This window comes from Burkholderia sp. BCC1998 (assembly GCF_905339875.1).
GTDB lineage: Bacteria > Pseudomonadota > Gammaproteobacteria > Burkholderiales > Burkholderiaceae > Burkholderia.
On record NZ_CAJPHE010000004.1, the window covers coordinates 392,741 to 413,208 of the forward strand.

The 20,468-nt window shown below is 68.5% G+C and carries 18 protein-coding genes; 7 read left to right on the forward strand and 11 right to left on the reverse strand.

Going from position 1 to position 20,468, the window contains the following annotated elements; genetic code table 11:
* Positions 1–9 precede the first annotated feature (9 nt).
* From U5A56_RS10425 to U5A56_RS10440, 4 genes are read left to right on the forward strand one after another with little or no spacing between them, the layout of a single operon-like run.
* Entirely contained in the window at positions 10–903 is an 894-nt protein-coding gene (locus U5A56_RS10425) for an ABC transporter ATP-binding protein (RefSeq protein ID WP_044844478.1), read from the forward strand.
* Positions 896–1,681 (forward strand): metal ABC transporter permease, encoded by a 786-nt coding sequence (locus U5A56_RS10430; protein WP_044844479.1) that lies wholly within the window; start codon positions 896–898, stop codon positions 1,679–1,681. Before U5A56_RS10425 ends, U5A56_RS10430 begins: the two co-directional genes overlap by 8 nt.
* Positions 1,678–1,875, forward strand: coding sequence for a hypothetical protein (locus U5A56_RS10435; protein ID WP_321799179.1), 198 nt, complete (start codon positions 1,678–1,680; stop codon positions 1,873–1,875). Before U5A56_RS10430 ends, U5A56_RS10435 begins: the two co-directional genes overlap by 4 nt.
* Entirely contained in the window at positions 1,872–2,150 is a 279-nt protein-coding gene (locus tag U5A56_RS10440) for a hypothetical protein (RefSeq protein ID WP_321922136.1), read from the forward strand. Before U5A56_RS10435 ends, U5A56_RS10440 begins: the two co-directional genes overlap by 4 nt.
* A gap of 28 nt (positions 2,151–2,178) precedes the next feature.
* Here the strand turns inward: U5A56_RS10440 and fghA are convergent, their stop codons facing one another.
* Both fghA and U5A56_RS10450 read right to left on the reverse strand, forming a co-directional pair.
* Positions 2,179–3,027: an S-formylglutathione hydrolase gene (gene fghA / locus U5A56_RS10445; RefSeq protein WP_321922138.1), complete on the reverse strand. Its 849-nt coding sequence runs from the start codon at positions 3,025–3,027 to the stop codon at positions 2,179–2,181.
* Positions 3,028–3,284: 257 nt separating this feature from the next.
* Positions 3,285–4,736: a xylulokinase gene (locus tag U5A56_RS10450; protein ID WP_321922140.1), complete on the reverse strand. Its 1,452-nt coding sequence runs from the start codon at positions 4,734–4,736 to the stop codon at positions 3,285–3,287.
* A 448-nt stretch (positions 4,737–5,184) separates the two neighbouring features.
* On the opposite strand from U5A56_RS10450, the gene U5A56_RS10455 reads away from it, so the two are divergent.
* Complete coding sequence (locus U5A56_RS10455; protein WP_185640842.1) at positions 5,185–6,561, forward strand: nucleobase:cation symporter-2 family protein; 1,377 nt, start codon at positions 5,185–5,187, stop codon at positions 6,559–6,561.
* A 262-nt stretch (positions 6,562–6,823) separates the two neighbouring features.
* Here the strand turns inward: U5A56_RS10455 and U5A56_RS10460 are convergent, their stop codons facing one another.
* From U5A56_RS10460 to U5A56_RS10470, 3 genes are read right to left on the reverse strand one after another with little or no spacing between them, the layout of a single operon-like run.
* Positions 6,824–8,347: an efflux transporter outer membrane subunit gene (locus U5A56_RS10460; RefSeq protein WP_044844485.1), complete on the reverse strand. Its 1,524-nt coding sequence runs from the start codon at positions 8,345–8,347 to the stop codon at positions 6,824–6,826.
* A complete protein-coding gene (gene bpeB / locus U5A56_RS10465; protein WP_044844486.1) occupies positions 8,347–11,547 on the reverse strand; it encodes an efflux RND transporter permease BpeB in 3,201 nt (1,066 codons plus the stop codon). Before bpeB ends, U5A56_RS10460 begins: the two co-directional genes overlap by 1 nt.
* 15 nt (positions 11,548–11,562) lie before the next feature.
* Positions 11,563–12,822 carry an efflux RND transporter periplasmic adaptor subunit gene (locus tag U5A56_RS10470; protein WP_321922143.1) on the reverse strand — a complete coding sequence of 420 codons (1,260 nt, stop codon included), beginning with the start codon at positions 12,820–12,822 and terminating at the stop codon, positions 11,563–11,565.
* Positions 12,823–13,220: 398 nt separating this feature from the next.
* Between U5A56_RS10470 and U5A56_RS10475 the strand changes: the two genes are divergently transcribed.
* On the forward strand, positions 13,221–13,862 hold the full coding sequence (locus U5A56_RS10475; protein ID WP_124486934.1) for a TetR family transcriptional regulator: 642 nt from the start codon (positions 13,221–13,223) through the stop codon (positions 13,860–13,862).
* A gap of 5 nt (positions 13,863–13,867) precedes the next feature.
* Here the strand turns inward: U5A56_RS10475 and U5A56_RS10480 are convergent, their stop codons facing one another.
* Positions 13,868–14,521: a cysteine hydrolase family protein gene (locus tag U5A56_RS10480; protein ID WP_124666045.1), complete on the reverse strand. Its 654-nt coding sequence runs from the start codon at positions 14,519–14,521 to the stop codon at positions 13,868–13,870.
* A 152-nt stretch (positions 14,522–14,673) separates the two neighbouring features.
* On the opposite strand from U5A56_RS10480, the gene U5A56_RS10485 reads away from it, so the two are divergent.
* Positions 14,674–15,675: a helix-turn-helix domain-containing protein gene (locus tag U5A56_RS10485; RefSeq protein WP_321922146.1), complete on the forward strand. Its 1,002-nt coding sequence runs from the start codon at positions 14,674–14,676 to the stop codon at positions 15,673–15,675.
* A 73-nt stretch (positions 15,676–15,748) separates the two neighbouring features.
* Here the strand turns inward: U5A56_RS10485 and U5A56_RS10490 are convergent, their stop codons facing one another.
* The 5 genes from U5A56_RS10490 to U5A56_RS10510 all read right to left on the reverse strand — a co-directional run bounded on the left by U5A56_RS10490 (position 15,749) and on the right by U5A56_RS10510 (position 20,465).
* A complete protein-coding gene (locus U5A56_RS10490; protein WP_321922148.1) occupies positions 15,749–16,456 on the reverse strand; it encodes a CoxG family protein in 708 nt (235 codons plus the stop codon).
* 28 nt (positions 16,457–16,484) lie between these two features.
* Positions 16,485–16,844: a DUF427 domain-containing protein gene (locus tag U5A56_RS10495; protein ID WP_321809371.1), complete on the reverse strand. Its 360-nt coding sequence runs from the start codon at positions 16,842–16,844 to the stop codon at positions 16,485–16,487.
* A gap of 138 nt (positions 16,845–16,982) precedes the next feature.
* Entirely contained in the window at positions 16,983–17,420 is a 438-nt protein-coding gene (locus tag U5A56_RS10500) for a carboxypeptidase-like regulatory domain-containing protein (RefSeq protein ID WP_124570685.1), read from the reverse strand.
* Between the two features lie 93 nt (positions 17,421–17,513).
* Positions 17,514–18,998, reverse strand: coding sequence for a DegQ family serine endoprotease (locus tag U5A56_RS10505; protein ID WP_044844493.1), 1,485 nt, complete (start codon positions 18,996–18,998; stop codon positions 17,514–17,516).
* A 120-nt stretch (positions 18,999–19,118) separates the two neighbouring features.
* Complete coding sequence (locus U5A56_RS10510; protein WP_044844494.1) at positions 19,119–20,465, reverse strand: ATP-binding protein; 1,347 nt, start codon at positions 20,463–20,465, stop codon at positions 19,119–19,121.
* Positions 20,466–20,468: the final 3 nt, after the last annotated feature.

Sequence of the window (20,468 nt, forward strand, 5' to 3'; positions counted from 1 at the left end):
CGCTACGACATGACCGCCACTCCCCACGCACTCGCACTCGATCGCGTCACGCTCGAACTGGGCGGACGCACGATCCTGCGCGACGTGAGCTTCTCGATCGAACCCGGCGAATTCGTCGGCGTGCTCGGGCCGAACGGCGCGGGCAAGACGACGCTGATGCGCGCGGTGCTCGGCCTCGTGCCCGTCACGGGCGGCACGCTGTCGGTCGGCGGCGTGCCGGTCGTGCGCGGCAACGCGTCGATCGGCTACATGCCGCAGATCAGAAGCGGCCTCGCGAATCGCCGGATGCGCGGCTACGACTTCGTCGCGATGGCCGCCGACGGCCACCGCTGGGGGCTGCCGCATACGAACGCCGCGACGCGGCGCGACGTCGACCGCGTGCTCGACCTCGTCGGCGGCCCGACGCTCGCGCGCCGGCCGCTGTCGGAACTGTCGGGCGGCGAGCGGCAGCGCCTGCTGCTCGCGCAGTGCCTGCTCGGCAGCCCGAAGCTGCTGCTGCTCGACGAGCCGCTGATCAGCCTCGATCCGAACCACCAGCGCGGCGTCGTCGAACTCGTGCGCAACGTCCAGCGCGAGCTCGGCATCACCGTGCTGTTTTCCGCGCACGAACTGAATCCGCTGCTGAACGCGCTCGACCGCGTGCTGTATCTCGGCAACGGCGTCGCGGCGCTCGGCACCGTCGACGAGGTGATCACGAAACCCGTGCTGTCGCGCCTGTACGGCTCGCCGATCGACGTGATGCGCGTGAACGGCAGGATCTTCGTGATGTCGGGCGACGTCGAAATCGAGAAGCACGATCACGAACACGAGGACGACGACGGCCACTCGCACGGCGGCGGCGGTCACGATCACGGTCACCACCACCACGGACACGCTCATCCCGGGCATTCGCACGATGTTTGAATACGACTTCATGATCAACGCGTTCGCCGCGTCGGGGATCGTCGCGGTGCTCGCGGGCATCGTCGGCTACTTCCTGGTGCTGCGCGGACAAACCTTCGCCGGCCACGCGCTGTCGCACGTCGGCTTCACCGGCGCGACCGGCGCGGTGCTGCTCGGCATCTCGCCGATCTGGGGGATGGTCGGCTTCACGCTCGCGGCCGGGATCGGGATGGGCGCGCTCGGCGAACGGCTCGCGGGCCGCGACGTCGCGATCGGCGTGATCCTGTCGGGCGCGCTCGGCTTCGGGCTGCTGTTCCTGCACTTCTACACGTCGTTCGCGACGCAGGTCACCGCGCTGCTGTTCGGCAACGTGCTCGCGGTCAGCCACGATACGCTCGCGGTGCTGGCCGGCATCGGCGCGGTGAGCCTCGTCGCGCTCGCGCTGATCGCGCGGCCGCTGCTGTTCGCGTCGCTGCAGCCCGAGCTGGCCGAAGCCAAGGGCGTGTCGCTGCGCACGGTGTCGATGCTGTTCCTCGCGGTGTGCGCGCTCGCGGTGGCCGCGGCGACGCAGATCGTCGGCGTGCTGCTCGTGTTCACGCTGCTGGTCGGGCCGGCCGCGGCCGCGCAGAACGTGTCGACGCGGCTGTCGACCGGCGTGCTGCTCGCCGCGCTGTTCGCGCTGTTCGAAGCGTGGGCCGGGATCGCGCTTGCGTATCACACCGACTGGCCGACGAGTTTCTGGATCACCGCGCTGTCCGCGCTCGTGTATGGGGCGAGCCTGTTGCGGCGACGCACATGACGTTCAGCGGGCGCTCGACAGGGCGCCGCGCATGTCGCACGCACTCCAAAGGCGTGCATGGAATCAGCGGGGAATGCGTGACCATCGAATCGACGATCGATTACGCGCGACTGAGAAACTTGCTGATCGCGCAGAAGCCGGTTCCGATCCCCGGCTCCTCCGTGCGTGCGTACGGCACGATTACCGTCAAATGAAGCGAGTCGCGTACCGAGCCGCGGTGACCGCGTGGGTACTCGTGGCATCCGTGTCGCTTGCACGGCTGTGCCTCACTCACGAATCGTTCGCACTACCGATACCCGAGCGCGCGTGGGCTTGGCTCGTCACGCATGTTCCCGGGTTCTGGGATGGCGAGTCGGGCGATGATCTCGTCATCGTCGTGCATTTGCTGATAGCGCTTGCGGTCGTGATACCGGTGACCTGGCTCGCCTTGCGCATGCTGCGAAGGTGGAAGCGCCGCGCCACTCGCTGATGGCGGATGGCGCGGCCGGTTTATCGCACTAACGTGCCAGCACCCGTGCATGATGCGCGACGTGATCGGCGATGAACGTCGAGATGAAGTAGTAACCGTGGTCGTAGCCCGCATGTCGGCGCAGCGTCAGCGGCTGGCCGGCCTTCGCGCACGCCGCTTCGAACACGTCGGGGTTCAGCTGGTTCGCGAGGAACTGGTCGGCGAGGCCCTGGTCGACGAGAATGCCGTCCGCGAACTTCGGCGCATCCGCGCGCGCGACGAGCTCGCTTGCGTCGTGCTGTTTCCACGCTTCGCGATCGTCGCCCAGATAACCCGAGAACGCCTTCTCGCCCCACGGGCAGCGCGTCGGCGCGGCGATCGGCGCGAACGCCGACACCGACCGGTACAGGTCGGGGTGACGCAGCGCGAGCGTCAGCGCGCCGTGCCCGCCCATCGAGTGGCCGAAGATCCCGAGCCGCGCGCCGTCGATCGGCAGCTCGGCCGCGACGAGTTCGCGCAGCTCGCCCGTCACGTAGGACTCCATCCGGTAATGCGTCGACCACGGCGCTTGCGTCGCGTCGACATAGAAACCCGCGCCGACGCCGAAATCCCACGCCTCGGACTCGCCCGGCACACCCGCGCCGCGCGGGCTCGTGTCGGGCATCACGAGCGCGAGGCCGTGTTGCGCCGCGTACTGCTGCGCGCCGCCCTTGATCGCGAACGTCTCCTCGGTGCAGGTGAGCCCCGCGAGATAGAACAGCGCCGGCACGCGGCCGTGCGCCGCCTGCGGCGGCAGGTACACCGAGAACTTCATCGGCAGGCCGATCGCCTTCGAATCGTGGCGATAAAAGCGTTGCTCGCCACCGTGGCAAGCATGCGAAGAAACGAGTTCGAGCATGGGGTTCCCTTCCGTTCAATACAGCACGATCGGGCGAATCGATTCGCCCTTCTTCATCGGGTCGACGCCGTCGTCGAGCATCTCGCGCGGCAGCGCATGTGTGATCAGGTCGAGCCGTGCCGCGCGACACGGCAAAGCCGTATCGTGTCCGGCATGATCTCCGATCCCGCTGCCCGTCGCGCGCGGGAAACGGCCGTCGGCTTGCCGCGAGGCGTCACCGCTGTCGCAACAGGACAATCCAGGACAAGTGCCCGAGTTTAAACGCCGCTCGTGAACCACGCATCCGTTCGCGCATACAGATCGATGAAACGCGCATGACGGGCGGCCAGCGCGCGATCGTCGCGCGGCGCGGCGACGGGCGACGCAGCCGGCGCCAGCGTGCGCAGCGCGTCGTCGCGCCAGTGTCCGATCGCGACGCCGGCGAGCAGCGCGGCACCGCGCGTCGCGGCGTTCGGGCAATCGACCGCGTCCAGCGACGCGCCGAGCGCATCCGCGAGCAACTGGCGCCAGCGCGGATCGACCGAGCCGCCGCCGGCGAGGCGCAGCGTCGTCACCGGATCGGCCGGGTTCGCAGCGCGGATCGCATCGAGCCCCGCGCGCAGCGCGAACGCGACGCCTTCGAATGCGGCGCGCATCATCGCGCCGCGCGTGTCGCCGAGCCCGAGCCCGAGCCAGCCGCCGCGCGCGTCGGGATTCATCCACGGCGAGCGCTCGCCCGTCAGGTACGGCAGGAAGCACAGCCGCTCGGACGCCGGCTGCGCGAACGCGTCGTCGTACGCATCCGCCCAGCCCGGATAGCCGAGCCAGCCGCGCACGGCTTCGAGCGCGAGCCCGACGTTCTGCATCGCGGCCATCGTGTAATAACCGTCGCCGGCTGCCGCGCGATAGCGGTGCAGCCCGCGCCGCGCGGGCGGCAGCGCATCCGCGAGCACGACGATCTGGCCGCCGCTGCCGGTGGTCAGCAGCGCGTCGCCGGCCGCGACGAGCCCGCTGCCGAGCGCCGCGCACGCGGTATCGGCCGCCCCCGTCGCCAGCGGCACGCCGGCCGGCAGCCCGAGTACCACCGCGGCCTTCGCATCGAGCACGCCGCAGCGCGCGCCCGACGCCCGCACCGGCGCGAACCGGTCGGCCGGCAAGCCCAGCGACTCGATCAGCGCCGTATCCCATGCGCCGTCCGGCGTCGCGAGCGCGGTCGCGCACGCGTCGCTCGGATCGGCCACGACCTCGCCGCCCAGCGCGACGCGCAGCCAGTCCTTCGGCTGCACGGCCCAGCGTGCGGCCCGCAGCGCCTGCGGTTCGTGTGCGGCCAGCCAGCGCAACAGCGGGCCCGCCATGCCGGGCGCGACGGGATTCGGTGCGACGGGCAAACCGGCGGCGGGCCAATCCGCCGCGTCCGCTTCGCGCACCGCGCGCGTATCGGGCCACAACAGCGCGGGCCGCACCGGCTGTCCGGCCGCGTCGATCAGCACGACGCCGTGCATCTGGCCGGAGAAGCCGATCGCGGCGACCTGCGCGCGCTCGCCGGCCGGCAGCCGCGCGGCGGCCTGCACGAGCGCCTGCCACCAGACATCGGGCGCGATTTCGGCCCAGCCGGGCTGCGGCGACGACAACGCATAGGGTTCGCTCGCGACCGCGCGCTCGACGCCATCGGCATCGAGCGTGACGAGTTTGACGGAGCCGGTGCCGAGGTCGATTCCGAGCAGGCGCATGACGGGATGGCGTAGTCGAGTGAACGGATATCGATGATAGCGGGATCGCGCCATGCGCCCCGATTTTTGCGACGCTTTCGGCCGCGCGGCGACGCGAAAACACGGCCGTGCACGACCGCCAAGGCGGGCTGCACCTTGCCCGCCAAAACAGCCGCTCGCGGGTTAACCCGGCGCGATTTTTCGCCGGTCGTTTTTGCCACTATGCCGCGCTCGCGATACACACCATAAAGCGGCCGATATTTGACACGGGGGTCCGCGCTATTTTGTAGGGCTATAAAACCGGGGAACCTCACTCCAGCGGCAGTTTCCCGATGATCGACACCCTGTTTCATGCCGACCAGGCATATCGAACCAGCAAAGAACGGAATAGAACCCAGCGCTCTTGTTGCGATGTGGCATTCCGCATAACTTCGTACCACCCCGAAAACAAGATCATGGAGTGAGACAGATGCAATCGAACACGGTCCATCCGTGCGATGAGGTGCTGCCGACCGGCAAGCTTGTAACGCTTGGTCTCCAGCACGTCCTCGTCATGTACGCCGGCGCCGTCGCCGTGCCGCTTATCGTCGGCGGCGCGCTGAAGCTGCCGAAAGACCAGATCGCGTTCCTGATCAGCGCCGATCTGTTTTCGTGCGGCATCGCCACGCTGATCCAGACGCTCGGCCTGTGGATCTTCGGGATCCGCCTGCCCGTCATCATGGGCTGCACGTTCGCGGCCGTCGGCCCGATGATCGCGATCGGCACCAACCCCGGCCTCGGCATTCTCGACATCTTCGGCTCGACCATCGCGGCCGGCATCATCGGCATCGTGCTCGCGCCGATGATCGGCAAGCTGTTGCGGTTCTTCCCGCCGGTCGTGGTCGGCACCGTGATCGCGGTGATCGGGCTGTCGCTGATGGAAGTCGGGATCAACTGGGCAGCCGGCGGCGTCGGCAACCCCGAATACGGCAGCCCCGTCTACCTCGGCCTGTCGCTGCTCGTGCTCACGCTGATCCTGCTGATCAACAAGTACGGCCGCGGCTTCCTCGCGAACATCTCGGTGCTGCTCGGCATCGTCGCCGGCTTCGTGATCGCGTTCGCGATCGGCCGCGTGAATACCGACGGCGTCGCGCACGCACCGTGGGTCGGCTTCGTGATGCCGTTCCACTTCGGCCTGCCGCACTTCGACCCGCTGTCGATCGCGACGATGGTCACGGTGATGTTCGTCACGTTCATCGAATCGACCGGCATGTTCCTCGCGGTCGGCGACATGGTCGATCGTCCGGTCAACCAGGACCGCCTCGTGCGCGGCCTGCGCGTCGACGGCCTCGGCACGCTGATCGGCGGCATCTTCAACTCGTTCCCGCATACGTCGTTCTCGCAGAACGTCGGCCTGATCGGCGTGACGGGCGTGAAGAGCCGGTTCGTCTGCGCGACGGGCGGCGTGATCCTGGTGCTGCTCGGCCTGTTCCCGAAGATGGCGCAGGTCGTCGCGTCGGTGCCGCCGTTCGTGCTCGGCGGCGCGGGTATCGTGATGTTCGGGATGGTGGCCGCGAACGGCATCAAGGTGCTGTCGAAGGTCGACTTCGTGAACAACTCGCACAACCTGTTCATCGTCGCCGTGAGCGTCGGCATGGGCCTCGTGCCGGTCGTGTCGCCGCACTTCTTCTCGAAGCTGCCGCCCGCGCTCGCCCCGATCCTGCATAGCGGCATCCTGCTCGCGTCGGCCACCGCCGTGATCCTGAACGTCGTGTTCAACGGCGTGAAGGGCGAGAAAGACGCGCGTTGCGAGATCCGCCGCGCAGGGCACGACTTCGACGGACGCCCGGCCGACGTGCATCACTGATCGGTCCGACCCGGACGCGCCGAAGGACGGCGCGATACGGTAAAGGAAAAACGCCACGGCTTGCCGTGGCTTTTTGCTTTGCGGCGGCCGGCCGGGCGACGGTCGTGGTGACGCCGGCGATCGCCGCGATGGCGATCCGCCGTCGCAACAAACCGGCCGCACAAAAAAACGCCACGGACCTTCGTCCGTGGCGTTGTCTCATCCCGGGGACCGCGACTTCGGCGAACCGGGCGCGGTCGCCCGCCCCTGCCCGCCATCGTGCTTACCCGTTCGTCGCTGCCGCCGACGCAGCGGCCGGAGCAGCCGCCTTGTCGTAGTCGACCGTCTCGTCCGGTGCGCGCGGCGTCTCGCCCGCGTGCTGGATCCAGCCGCCGCCCAGTGCGCGGTACAGCGTGACGAGGTTCGTCCAGCGTGCCAGGCGCGCGCTGATCAGCGACTGCTGTGCCGAGTACAGGTCGGTTTGCGCGGTCAGCACCGACAGGTAGCTGTCGACACCGTTCTTGTAGCGCAGGTCCGACAGGTCGAAGCGACGCTGCTGCGCGTGCTCGTTGCGCTCGAGCGCGGCGATCTGCTGGTCGTACGTGCCGCGTGCGGCCAGCCCGTCCGACACTTCGCGGAACGCCGACTGGATCGCCTTCTCGTAGTTGGCGATCTCGATGCGCTTCTGCACGTTCGCGAGGTTCAGGTTCGCGATGTTCTGCCCGCCTTCGAAGATCGGCATCGTGATCTGCGGCGCGAACGACCACGCCGCGGTGCCGGCCTTGAACAGGCCGCCGAGCGTCGGGCTGCCGGTGCCGAACGCGCCCGTCAGCGAGATGCGCGGGAAGAACGCCGCACGCGCCGCGCCGATGTTCGCGTTCGCGGCCAGCAGCGTCTGCTCGGCCTGCATCACGTCCGGACGACGCGTCAGCAGGTCGGACGGCAGACCGGCCGGCACGTCCGTCAGCAGGTTCTGCGCGTCGAGCGGCATGCCCGCCGGCAGATCGTCCGGCAGCGGCTCGCCGATCAGCAGCACCAGCGCGTTCAGCGCCTGCGCACGCGCACGCGCCTGCGCCTGCTGGTTCGCGAGCGCCGTCTCGACGACCGTCTGCGCCTGACGCAGCTCGAGCTCGGAGCCCGTGCCGTTGTCGAACTGCAGCTTGGTCAGGTCGTAGGACGCCTGGGCCGACTTCAGCGTGTTTTCCGTGACCTGCAGCAGGTCGTCGGTCGACAGCAGCGTCAGGTACTGATCCGCCACCTGCGACACCAGCGAGATCTCGGCAGCCTGCCGTGCGTACGACGTCGACAGGTACTGCGCGAGCGCCTGGTCCTTCAGGCTCTGCACGCGACCGAACAGGTCGAGTTCCCACGACGCGGAAACGCCGACGTTGTAGGCCCGCGAGATATACGGCGCACCCGTCTGCGACAGGCCCTGCGGCACGCGCTGGATGCTGCCCGTGCCCGTGCCGTCGAGCGTCGGGAACAGGCCCGCGCGCGTGATCTGGTACTGCGCGCGCGCCGCCTCGATGTTCAGCACCGACACGCGCAGGTCGCGGTTGTTCTTCAGCGCGATCTCGATCAGCCGCTGCAGGCGCGGATCGACGAAGAATTCGCGCCAGCCGATGGCGGTCGCCGCCTGGCCGTTCGCGCTGCGCGCGCCGGCAGCACCCGGCTGCGTCGCATAGACGCCGCCGGCCGGGTACGCCTGCGCGACGGGCGCGTCGGGCCGCGTGTAGTGCGGCGCCATCGTGCAGCCCGTGGCAAGGAGCGCGACCGCGATTGCAGTCAAAGCGTGTTTTTGCATCATCACTGTCCCTTGTTGCCTTCGTCGCCGTTGCCCGGCTTCTCTTCGTGGTGCGAGTGCTCCTGAGCCAGACGCAGCGCCTGGTCGACGTCTTCCTTCTCGCCGCTGAAGATCGCGCGGATCTTCACGAAGAACATCGGGATCATGAAGATCGCGAGGAACGTCGCCGTGATCATCCCGCCGATCACGCCGGTACCGATCGCGTGCTGGCTCGCCGAACCCGCGCCGTTGCTGATCGCGAGCGGCATCACGCCGAGAATGAACGCGAGCGACGTCATCAGGATCGGACGCAGCCGCAGGCGCGCCGCTTCCAGCGCAGCCTCGATCGGCCCCATCTTCTCCGTCATCTGCAGTTCGCGCGCGAACTCGACGATCAGGATCGCGTTCTTCGCGGACAAGCCCACCGTGGTCAGCAGGCCGACCTGGAAGAACACGTCGTTCTCGAGGCCGCGCATCGTCGCCGCGAGCAGTGCGCCGACCACGCCGAGCGGCACCACCATGATCACCGAGAACGGGATCGACCAGCTTTCATACAGTGCCGCGAGACACAGGAACACGACGAGGATCGAGATCGCGTACAGGATCGGCGCCTGCGAGCCGGACTGGATTTCCTGGAACGACAGGCCGGTCCACGAATAGCCGATACCGACCGGCAGCTTCTTCGCGAGCCCTTCCATCGCGGTCATCGCCTGACCGGTCGACTTGCCCGGTGCGGCCTGACCCTGGATTTCCATCGCCGACACGCCGTTGTAACGCTCGAGCTTCGGCGAACCGTACGTCCAGTGACCGGTCGCGAACGCGCTGAACGGCACCATCCCGCCCGACCCGTTGCGCACGTACCAGATGTTCATGTCCTCCGGCGTCATCCGGAACGGCGCATCCGACTGCACGTACACCTTCTTGATCCGGCCGTCGGTGTCGAGGAAGTTGTTCACGTACTTCGACGCCCACGCGATCGAGAACGTCTGGTCGATCGCATCCGCCGTCACGCCGAGCGCATTCGCCTTCTCGCGATCGATGTCGACCTTGTACTGCGGCGTATCGTTCAGCCCGTTCGGACGCACGCCCTGCAGCGTCGGATCCTTCGAGGCCATCCCGAGCAGCTGGTTACGTGCGGCCATCAGCGCGTCGTGGCCGAGACCGGCGTTGTCCGTCAGCTCGAAGTCGAAGCCGGCGGCAGTGCCGAGTTCCGGAATCGACGGCGGGTTGAACGGGATCACGATCGCGTCCTTGTAGCCCGAATAGCGCCCGAACATCCGGCCGATCAACGCCTGGACCTTCTGGTTCGCGTGCTGGCGCTGCGAGTAGTCCTTCAGGCGCACGAACACGAGACCCGAGTTCTGGCCGCGGCCGGCGAAGCTGAAGCCGTTGACCGTGAACGCCGATTCGACGATTTCCTTCTCGTCCTTCAGCAGGTAGTCGGAAATGTTCGCGAGCGTCTTCGCGGTCGTTTCCTGCGTCGAGCCCGACGGCGTCTGCACGATCACGAACATCAGGCCCTGGTCTTCATCGGGCAGGAACGACTTCGGCAGGCGCACGAACAGCAGGCCGACCGCGACGATCACGACCAGGTAGATGATGAGCCAGCGACCCGAGCGCTTGATCACGTGGTGCACGCCGACGTGGTACTTGTCGCGGCTGTTGTTGAACGTGCGGTTGAACCAGCCGAAGAAGCCCTTCTTCTCTTCGTGATGGCCCTGCGGGATCGGCTTGAGGATCGTCGCGCACAGGGCGGGCGTCAGAATCAACGCGACCAGCACCGACAGCACCATCGCCGACACGATCGTCAGCGAGAACTGACGATAGATCGCGCCGACCGACCCGCCGGAGAACGCGACCGGCACGAACACCGCCGACAGCACGAGCGCCACGCCGACGAGTGCGCCGGTGATCTGGCCCATCGCCTTGCGGGTCGCCTCCTTCGGTGACAGCCCCTCTTCCGCCATCACGCGCTCGACGTTCTCGACCACCACGATCGCATCGTCCACCAGCAGGCCGATCGCGAGCACGAGGCCGAACATCGACAGCGTGTTGATCGAGAAGCCCACCAGCGACATGATCGCGAACGTGCCGAGCAGCACGACCGGCACCGCGATCGTCGGGATGATCGTCGCCCGCAGGTTCTGCAGGAACAGATACATCACGAGGAACACGAGCACGATACCTTCGAGCAGCGTCTTGACCACTTCCTCGATCGACAGCTTCACGAACGGCGTCGTGTCGTACGGATACTTCACGACGAGACCGTGCGGGAAGAACGGTGCGAGCTCGTCGATCTTCGCGCGCACGGCCTTCGCGGTCGCGAGCGCGTTCGCGTTGGTCGCGAGCTGGATACCGAGTGCCGCGGTCGGCTGACCGTTGTACTTCGTGTCGAAGTTGTAGTTTTCGCCGCCGAGGCCGATTTGCGCGACGTCCTTCAGGCGCACCTGCGAGCCGTCCTGGTTGACCTTCAGCAGGATGTTGCCGAACTGCTCGGGCGTCTGCAGCAGCGTCGATTCGGTGATCGTCGCCTGCAGCACGGTGCCCGGCTTGGCCGGCGTGCCGCCGATCTGGCCGCCCGCGATCTGCACGTTCTGCGCGGTGATCGCGCTCGTCACGTCGACCGGCGTGAGGCCGTAGTTCGTCAGGCGGGTCGGGTCGAGCCAGATCCGCATCGCGTACTGCGAGCCGAACAGCGTGACGGTACCGACGCCGTTCAACCGGCTGATCGGATCCTTCACATGCGACGCCACGAAGTTCGCGAGGTCGTACTTGTTCATGCTGCCGTCTTCGGAGTTGAAGGCGAGCACCAGCAGGAAGCTGCTGCTCGACTTCGTGACCGACAGACCGAGCTGCTGCACGACCTGCGGCAGAACCGGCGTCGCGAGCGACAGCTTGTTCTGCACCTGGACCTGTGCGATGTCGGCGTTGGTGCCCGGCGCGAACGTCAGCGTGATCGTGGCGTTGCCCGAGTCGTCACTCGTCGACGACATGTACAGGAAGTTGTCGAGACCGCTCATCTGCTGCTCGATCACCTGCGTCACCGTGTCTTCCACCGTCTTCGCGGAAGCGCCCGGGTAGTTCGCGGTGATCTGGATCGATGGCGGCGCGATCGTCGGATACTGCGCGATCGGCAGCGTGAAGATCGCCGCAACCCCGGCCAGCATCAGGATGATGGCGATCACCCACGCGAAGATCGGGCGATCGATAAAAAACTTTGCCATGAAACAGGCTCCCTGTTATTGCGCGCTCGAAGCAGCGGCGGCGCTCGCCGGCGCTGCGCCCGATGCGGCGGCGCCGGAACCGGCGGCAGCCGGAGCGGCGGTGGCAGCGGCGACACCCGATGCGGCACCGGCCGCCGGTGCGAGTTGTGCCTCCACCGACTTCACGGTCGCGCCCGGACGCACCTTCTCGCCCCCCTGCACGATCACGTGGTCGCCCGCCTGCAGACCGCCTTCGACGATCCAGTCCTGGCCGCGCATGCCCGCCGTCTTCAGCGGACGCGGCTCGACCTTGTTGCTCGCGTTCACCACCATCGCGATCGCCTGGCCCTTCTGGTCATGCGTGACGCCGATCTGCGGCACCAGGAACGCGTTCTCGTTCACGCCTTCCTCGATCCGTGCGCGCACGAACATCCCCGGCAGCAGCACGCGGCCCGGGTTCGGGAAGACCGCGCGGATCGTCACCGAGCCGGTGGCCTGGTCGACCGTCACGTCGGAGAACTGCAGCTTGCCGGCTTCGGAGTACGTCTTGCCGTCTTCCAGGATCAGCGACACCTTCGCCGCGCCCGGGCCGCTCGTCTTCAGGCGGCCGCTCTGCACGTCCTGGCGCAGCTTCAGCCCGTCGAGGCTTGACTGCGTCAGGTCGACATAGACCGGATCGAGCTGCTGCACCGTCGACATCAGCGTCGCCTGGCTCGCCTGCACGTACGCGCCCGGCGTCACCTGCGAAATGCCGACGCGGCCGGTGATCGGCGAGACCACATCCGTGTAGCCGAGATTGATCTGCGCGGTGTCGACCGCCGCCTTGCCGGCCGCGACGTCCGCCGCGGCCTGCCCTTGGGTGGCCACCGCGTTGTCGTAGTCCTGCTTGCTGACCGCGTTCGCGGCCACCAGCACCTTGTAGCGCGCGACCAGCGCGTTCTGCGTGACGAGGTTCGCCTGCGCCTTCGCGAGCGTCGCCTTCGCGCTGTTCAATGCAGCGAGGTACGGCGCCGGATCGATCTTGTACAGACGCTGGCCGGCCTTGACGTCGGTGCCTTCGGTGAATTCACGGCGCAGCACGATGCCGTCGACCCGCGCGCGGACCTGCGCGACGAGGAATGCGCTGGTACGGCCCGGCAGTTCGCTGTAGACCGGCACGGCTTGCGGCTGGACGGTGACGACGCCGACTTCCGGCGTTTGCGGCGGCGGTGCCGATTCTTTTTTTCCGCATGCAGCCAGGAAAACCGCGGCTGCCGCGACAGTGATCAAGCGGTATGGAACCCGTTCGACGCGCATGGAGCGACCTCTGTGTGTAACCAATGGAATGAGTGCGGCGCACGGACGGAGCGCCACACGGATGCGCCTCGCGGCGCAGATCGAACACCTGAATTACTGGACTACTGGATACAGCAAGTCGGCACGAGACCTCCATGCCGACGAGATGCCGCGAACTGCGGACTGGTACTTTGGCGGGAATCAGCAGAGTGGGATATTAACTGATTGCCACTTTGGTCATTCGATCGTAGGGTGGTATTGTATATACATTCACGAATGTATGTAAAAAGCCCGCTCGTCCGTCGCCAACCGCCAAGTCTTACGAATTATTACCAGTCGCAAGCATAGCCCGTCCGCACAGCCGCGACGAGGGTTACGGACCCTATATTCACCTACGATCGATCCATTCAGGCCTGCACATGGTCAGACGCACCAAGGAGGAGGCGCTCGAGACGCGCAACCGCATTCTCGACGCCGCCGAACACGTGTTCTTCGAGAAGGGCGTGTCGCACACGTCGCTCGCGGACATCGCCCATCACGCCGGCGTGACGCGCGGCGCGATCTACTGGCATTTCGCGAACAAGAGCGAGCTGTTCGACGCGATGTTCGACCGCGTGTTCCTGCCGATCGACGAACTCAAGCGGATGCCGCTCGATGCGCCCGGCGGCAATCCGCTGGAGAAGATCCGCAAGATCCTGATCTGGTGCCTGCTCGGCGTGCAGCGCGACTCGCAGTTGCGGCGCGTGTTCAGCATCCTGTTCATGAAGTGCGAGTACGTCGCGGACATGGAACCGCTGCTGCAGCGCAACCGCGCGGGGATGAGCGAGGCGCTGCACGCGATCGATGCCGATCTCGCGGGCGCCGTGCGGCTCAAGCTGCTGCCCGAGCGGCTCGACACGTGGCGCGCGACGCTGATGCTGCACACGCTCGTCAGCGGTTTCGTGCGCGACATGCTGATGCTGCCCGACGAGATCGACGCCGAGCAGCATGCGGAACAGCTCGTCGACGGCTGCTTCGACATGATGCGTTACAGCCCGGCGATGCTGAAGACGGGCGACTGACCGGCTCAGGCCGCCTTCGCGCGTTGCGCGCGGGCCCGCCGGTTCGACGCGGCCACCGAATCGCGCGTCGGCATCGCCGCGCCGCCGAGTCCCGCGATCCATGCGTCGGTCGACATCACGGCCGCGAAATTCGACTGGAACACCACCGTGTACGCGCGGTGAATCTCTTCGGCGCTCGCCGCGCCCGCTTCGTTCTCGTACGGCAACGCGCCGGTCGCGTCCGCCAGGTATTCGACGGCGAGCCCCGCGTGGGCCGCGTGATAGACCGTCGACGCATTGCAGTTGTGCGTCATGTAGCCGGCGACCGCGAGCGTATCGATGCCGTGCGCGTCGAGCCACGCGGCGAGATCGGTGCCGGCGAACGAACTGGCCTGCGCCTTCACGATGAGGTGCGCATACGGCCGGTCGGCGACGACCGGATGCAGCGCGACACCGTCGGTGCCCGGTGCGAAGATCGGCGCGCCCGCCGGCGCGACGTGCTGGACGACGATCACCGGCACGCCGGCCGCGTGCGCGGCGTCGATCGCGCGGCCGATGTTCGCCAGCGACGCGTCGACGGGCGGATATTCGATCGGCAGGTTGCCCGTCACGTATTCGTTCTGGACATCGATCACGATCAGGGCACGGCGGGAAGCGGAAGACGATACGGCGTTCGACATGGCAGGCTCCGGGTTCGGCCGCGCCGCCCCGCTCCGGAACGGGGCGGACAGCAGCGCGATGCGATGCATTGTCGGATTGCATCGCGCCGGCGGACAGTGGCCCGATAGCCATTCTTCGATAGAATCGGGCCATCGCCACCCCGGAGCCCGTCATGCGCGCCGCTGCGTCGTCCGTTGCCCCCGCCCCGACCGTCGTCGCCGTGATCGCGTACGACGGCATCAGCCCGTTCCACCTGTCGGTGCCGTCCGTCGTGTTCGGCAAGGAGCGCGATGCGGCCGCGATGCCCGCGTTCGAGTGCCGCGTGTGCTCGGCCGAGCGCGGCCCGCTGTCGACGACGGGCGGCTTCACGATCACCGCGCCGTACGGGCTCGACGCGCTCGACGACGCGGACATCGTCATCGTGCCGGCATGGCGCGATCCCGACGAAGCGCCGCCGGACGCGCTGGTCGATGCGGTACGCGCGGCCGCCGCGCGCGGCGCGCAGGTGGTCGGCCTGTGCCTCGGCGCGTACGTGCTCGCCGCGGCCGGGCTGCTCGACGGGCGCCCGGCCACGACACACTGGGCGTGGGCCGACGACTTCGCGCAGCGCTTTCCGCGCGTGAAGCTCGACCCCGACGTGCTGTACGTCGACGACGGCAACCTGATGACGTCGGCCGGCACGGCCGCGGGGCTCGACTGCTGCCTGCACGTCGTGCGGCGGCGCTTCGGCTCGGACGCCGCGAACCAGATCGCGCGGCGTCTCGTGATCCCGCCGCACCGCCAGGGCGGCCAGGCGCAATACGTGCCGCAGCCGGTCGCCGCGCATCCGCGCGACGCGCGCCTCGCGGGCCTGCTCGACTGGGTGCGCGCGCATCTCGACGTCGCGCACAGTGTGGATTCGCTCGCCGAACGCGTGCTGATGAGCCGGCGCACCTTCACGCGCCACTTCCGCCAGGCGACGGGCACGACCGTCACCGCGTGGCTGCAGGCCGAGCGGCTCACGCGTGCGCAGCATCTGCTGGAAACCACCGGACAATCGATCGACGCGATCGCGCAGGCGGCCGGCTACGGCTCGAGCGTGTCGCTGCGCCAGCATTTCGCGGGCGCGCTCGGCACGTCGCCGTCGGCATATCGGAAGGAATTTCGGGGCGCCGGGCCCGACGCCCGACGCTAGCGGCGGCCGCGCCGCCGACGAACGGCCGGCGATCGGCCGGACAATGAGGCAGCGCGGCGGCGCGCGCAGGCGCTCAGGTGCCGTTGATCCAGCGCGCCGCGTACAGCAGCAACGCCACGAACACGACGATCGCGGCCCACGCCCAGACGGGCAGCGGGCCCGATTCGCGATGATGCACGGCGCTCGCGGCGCGGCCGCCGAGCGCGCCGCCGAGGTGCGGCAGCGGACGCTTCGCCGCGGCCATCAGCGACGCCGGCCGCAGGAACACGTGCTGGCGACGCTGCGGGCTCGAGCGCGCGCGGTTCGGCACGAGACCGTGCTTCGCCTGCACGACCGCGCAGAATTCGCGGAAGAAATCGTCCGTCCACTCGTGCAGCGCGTTCTCGATCTGCCGCGCCGGCAGTTCGGCGAGCGGCCCGCTCGCCGTCGCCCACACCACGTATTCGATGCACGTCGCAGCCGTGTCGTCATCGTCCGGCCGCAGCACGAGCTCGACCTGCCCGCGCAGCGCGCCGAGGCCGTCGGCCCGCGCCTTGAAGTTGAGCACGCGGCGCGGCTGCCCTTCCGCGTCGCCCTGCTCGCTCGCCGAATGCGCACGCACGTCGTAGCGCGCGCGCAGCGGGCCGAGCGGCACCGTGATGGTCAGCGCGAACTCGCCGCGCGCGAGCTTCACGAACGATTCGCAATGATCGAAGCTCGCCCGCAGCAGCGCGAGATCCTCGAGCGCCGCCCGCACGACGGCCGGCGCGAGCGGTACGCGTAACGTGTCGTTCAGTTCCATGATGCCTCCCCGATGAACACGCGCCGCATCAGGACGTCTCGACGAGACTGTCGACCCGTGCGACGTCGAAGGCGACGTAGTGCGCAAGCGCGGACGCGGTCGCCCCCGGTTCCTCGTAACTCCATGCGGCGCTCTCGATCACGCCGTCTTCGGTCTGCAGGTCGAAATACACGGCCCGGCCCCTCAGCGGACAGTCCGTCGTGACGCTCGACTTCACGAGCCGGTGCATGTTCACGTCGCCGCGCGGCAGGTAATGGATATCCGGCAGGCCAGTTTCGCGCACGGTCAGCGCGCCGTGCGAATCGGCATACGTGATGCCGCGATGGATCACGCGCACGCGATGGCGGTTCGGCACGATTTCGAGGCGAGGGTCGGCGGCATCGGACATCGTTTCTCCTCCGGGCGGCGGTCCCGGCGCGCAAGCCGCGGGCCGGAAACGAAAAAGCCACGGCACAAGTGCCGTGGCCTTCATTATGGGCGAAACTGGGCCCGATTGTGCGGTCCGGCCGGGCCTGCGCGCGACGCGCTACTGCGCACTCCACTGGAACGCGACCTTCGCGCCGCCCTTCGCGCCGACCGTGACCGCGCGCGATTCGTCGCTGCCCTGGTACGACGCGTGCACGGTGTAGCGCCCCGGCGGCAGCTTCACGAGCATGTACGGCCCGCGCGCGTCCGTCGCCAGCAGCTCGGTGCCCTTGCCGTCGACGATCCGCACATGGACGTCGGCCAGGTATTCGCCGCCCTTGCCGGTGAACCGCAGCGCCAGCGGCCACGCCGCCTCGTTGCTCTCGAATGCCGTCGATTGATCCTTGCCGATGCCGCCCGACACGTAGCTGACATCGCCCTGCTGGCTCGCCGCGGGCAAGCCGTCCGATTGCGCGTACGCGCCGGGCGCGGCGGCGGCGAAGCCGGCGGCCAGCGCCGCCGCGACGGCAAATCGGGACACGTTGCGTAGATATTGCATGGCTCCCTCCTTTCGGGTCGGAACACAGCACCACGGGCCGAACGCCGGCGGCGCCCGTCGGGGCCGGCCAGGCCGGCCCGCAACGGCCGCCGGTCAGCTCAGGTCGACCGGCACGAAGATCTGTGCATTATCCCGCTGGATCAGGAGAGCAAGACTGTTGCCTGCTCCCTTGACCGCGTCGCGCAACTGCTCGGGGCTCGTGACCGGGCGGCCGTTGACCGCGAGGATCACGTCGCCGGGCTGGATGCCCGCGCTGGCTGCCGGGCCGCCGGCCTGCTGCACGATGAGCCCGTGCGACAGGTTGGCGGCACTGCGCTCCTGCGGCGTGAGCGGGCGCACCGCGACGCCGAGGCGCCCCTGCTCGACCGGGCCACCGTCGTTCGATGCCAGCTTCGCGTCGGTCATCGCGCCGAGCGTCACGCTGATCGACTTCGTCGACTTGTCGCGCCACACCTGCAGGTCGGCCTTCGAGCCCGGCTTCAGGTTCGCGATCTGCGCGGGCAGCGACGTGGAGTCGGCCACCGGCGAGCCGTTGACCGCGAGGATCACGTCGCCCGGCTGCAGGCCGGCCTTCGCGGCCGGGCCATTCGGGTCGACCGAGCTGACGAGCGCGCCGTCCGGCTTCTGCAGCCCGAACGAGCTCGCGAGCGTCTGGTTCAGCCCCTGCACGGCGACGCCGAGGCGGCCGCGGCTCACGTGGCCGGTCTTCACGAGCTCGTCCTTGACCTTGATCGCCTCGTTGATCGGGATCGCGAACGACAGGCCCTGGAAGCCGCCCGTCTGCGAGTAGATCATCGAGTTGATGCCGATCACCTCGCCCTGCAGGTTGAACAGCGGGCCGCCCGAGTTGCCGGGGTTCACCGGCACGTCGGTCTGGATGAACGGCGTGTAGTTCTCGTCGGGCAGCGCACGCGATTTCGCGCTGATGATGCCGGACGTGACCGTGTTGTCGAAGCCGTACGGCGAACCGATCGCGACGACCCACTGGCCGACCTTGCTCTGTGCCGGGTCGCCGATCTTCACGGTCGGCAGGCCGCTCGCGTCGATCTTCAGCACCGCCACGTCGGACTGCTTGTCGGCGCCGACGACCTTCGCCTTGTACTCGCGCTTGTCGGTCAGCTTGACCGTGACGACGTTCGCGCCGTCGATCACGTGCGCATTGGTGAGGATGTACCCGTCCGAGCTGACGATGAATCCCGACCCGAGGCTCGCGCTCGGCTGGTCGTCCGGCTGCGTGTCGCCGCCCATGCCCGGCACCTGGCCGTAGAAGTGCTTGAAGAACTGGTAGAACGGATCGCTCGGATCCATCGGCAGCTGCGGCTGCGGCACGCGCCGCGACACCTGCTTCACGACGTGCTTCGCGCTGATGTTCACGACCGCCGGGCCGTAGGTTTCGACCAGCCCGGAGAAATCGGGAATGCCGGTCTTCGCCGCGGCCTCGGCCGGCATCAGCGCGGCGGCCTGCGCGGGCGTGATGATCTGCGGATCGGCGCGGCGGGTGCCCGCGACATAGCCGGCGGACAGGGCGGCCGCCACGGCGACCGCGACGGCGCCGCGCGCAAGGAATCGGGTGTTCATCGTAGGACCTCCTCGTTGTTAGGACGCAGCGTAACGACGCTGACTTAAAGGAGGCTTAATCGACCTTAAGCGGGGCTTAGGCCGCCGCTACCGCCCGGCGCGCGCGCGGTGTGCCGTTCGTCATACGGATTCGGACGCCTGCGGCGCCGGCTGCGGCAGCCCGGCATCGCGGAACACGACGCTCACGAGCAGGCCGCCCGCGGCCGCGTCGCCGAGCGTCACGGTCGCGCCCTGCTGCGCCGCCACGCGCTTGACGATCGCGAGCCCCAGCCCGCTGCCCGACACGTCGGCCCGCGCCCGCGCGGAGCTGTCGCGGTAGAAGCGGTCGAACACGCGCTCGCGCTCTTCGGCCGGGATGCCGGGGCCGCTGTCGCCGATCTGCACGCACGCGCGGCCGGCCGCGTCGCGCGTCAGCGACACGTCGATGCGGCCGCCGTCCGGCGTGTACTTCACCGCGTTGTCGAGCAGGTTGCCGAACATCACGCGCAGCGCGCCGACGTCCGCGACGACGGTCGCCGCGCGCGTCTCCTCGAAGCCGAGATCGATGCTGTGCCGTTGCGCGAGCGGTGCATGCGCGGCCACGCATTCGACCAGCAGCGCCTGCAGGTCGACCGGCTCGCGCATCGTCGCGCCGTCCGGTTCGGCACGCGCGAGCGCGAGCAATTGCTCGGCGAGGCGCGTCGCGCGCGTGACGCCGTCCTGCAGATCGGCGAGCGCCTCGCGGCGCGACGTGTCGTCCTTCGCGCGCGCGACGAGCTGCGCCTGGATCTGCACGGCCGCGAGCGGCGTGCGCAGCTCGTGCGCGGCATCGGCGACGAAAGCCTTCTGCGTGTCGAGCGCGGCCGCGAGCCGCGCGAGCAGCCCGTTCAGCGCGCGCACGAGCGGCTGCACCTCGAGCGGCAGGCGCGCATCGGGCAACGGATCGAGCGCTTCCGGCCGGCGCGCCTCGACCGCGCGCGTGAGGCGCTCGAGCGGCGCGAGCCCTTGCCCGACGATCATCCAGACCGCCGCGCCGAGAAACGGCAGCAGCACGATCAGCGGCCACAGCGTGCGCAGCGCGACGTTCGCCGCGAGCCGGTTGCGCACCGACAGCGGCTGCGCGAGCTGCACGACGTTGTCGCCGACGATCGCGCCGTACACGCGCCATTCGCCGCGATCGGTGCGCTCGGTCGAGAAGCCGAGTTCCGCGCGCGGTGCGATCGGCGCGCGCGGATGCGAGAAGTACATCAGCACGCCGTTGCGGTTCCAGATCTGGATCACGATGCCTTCGTCGCCGTTGGTGCGCGAACCGAACACCTGCGAAAACGGCTCGGACGGCAGCGCCGCGGCGATTTCCTGCAGCTGGTAGTCGAACAGCTCGTTCGCTTCGGCGAGCGCCTGCCGGTAGATCAGCCAGCCCGCGGCGCCCACGCCCGCGACGACGATCGCGAGCAGCCAGATCAGTAGTTGATGACGAATCGACCGCACGCG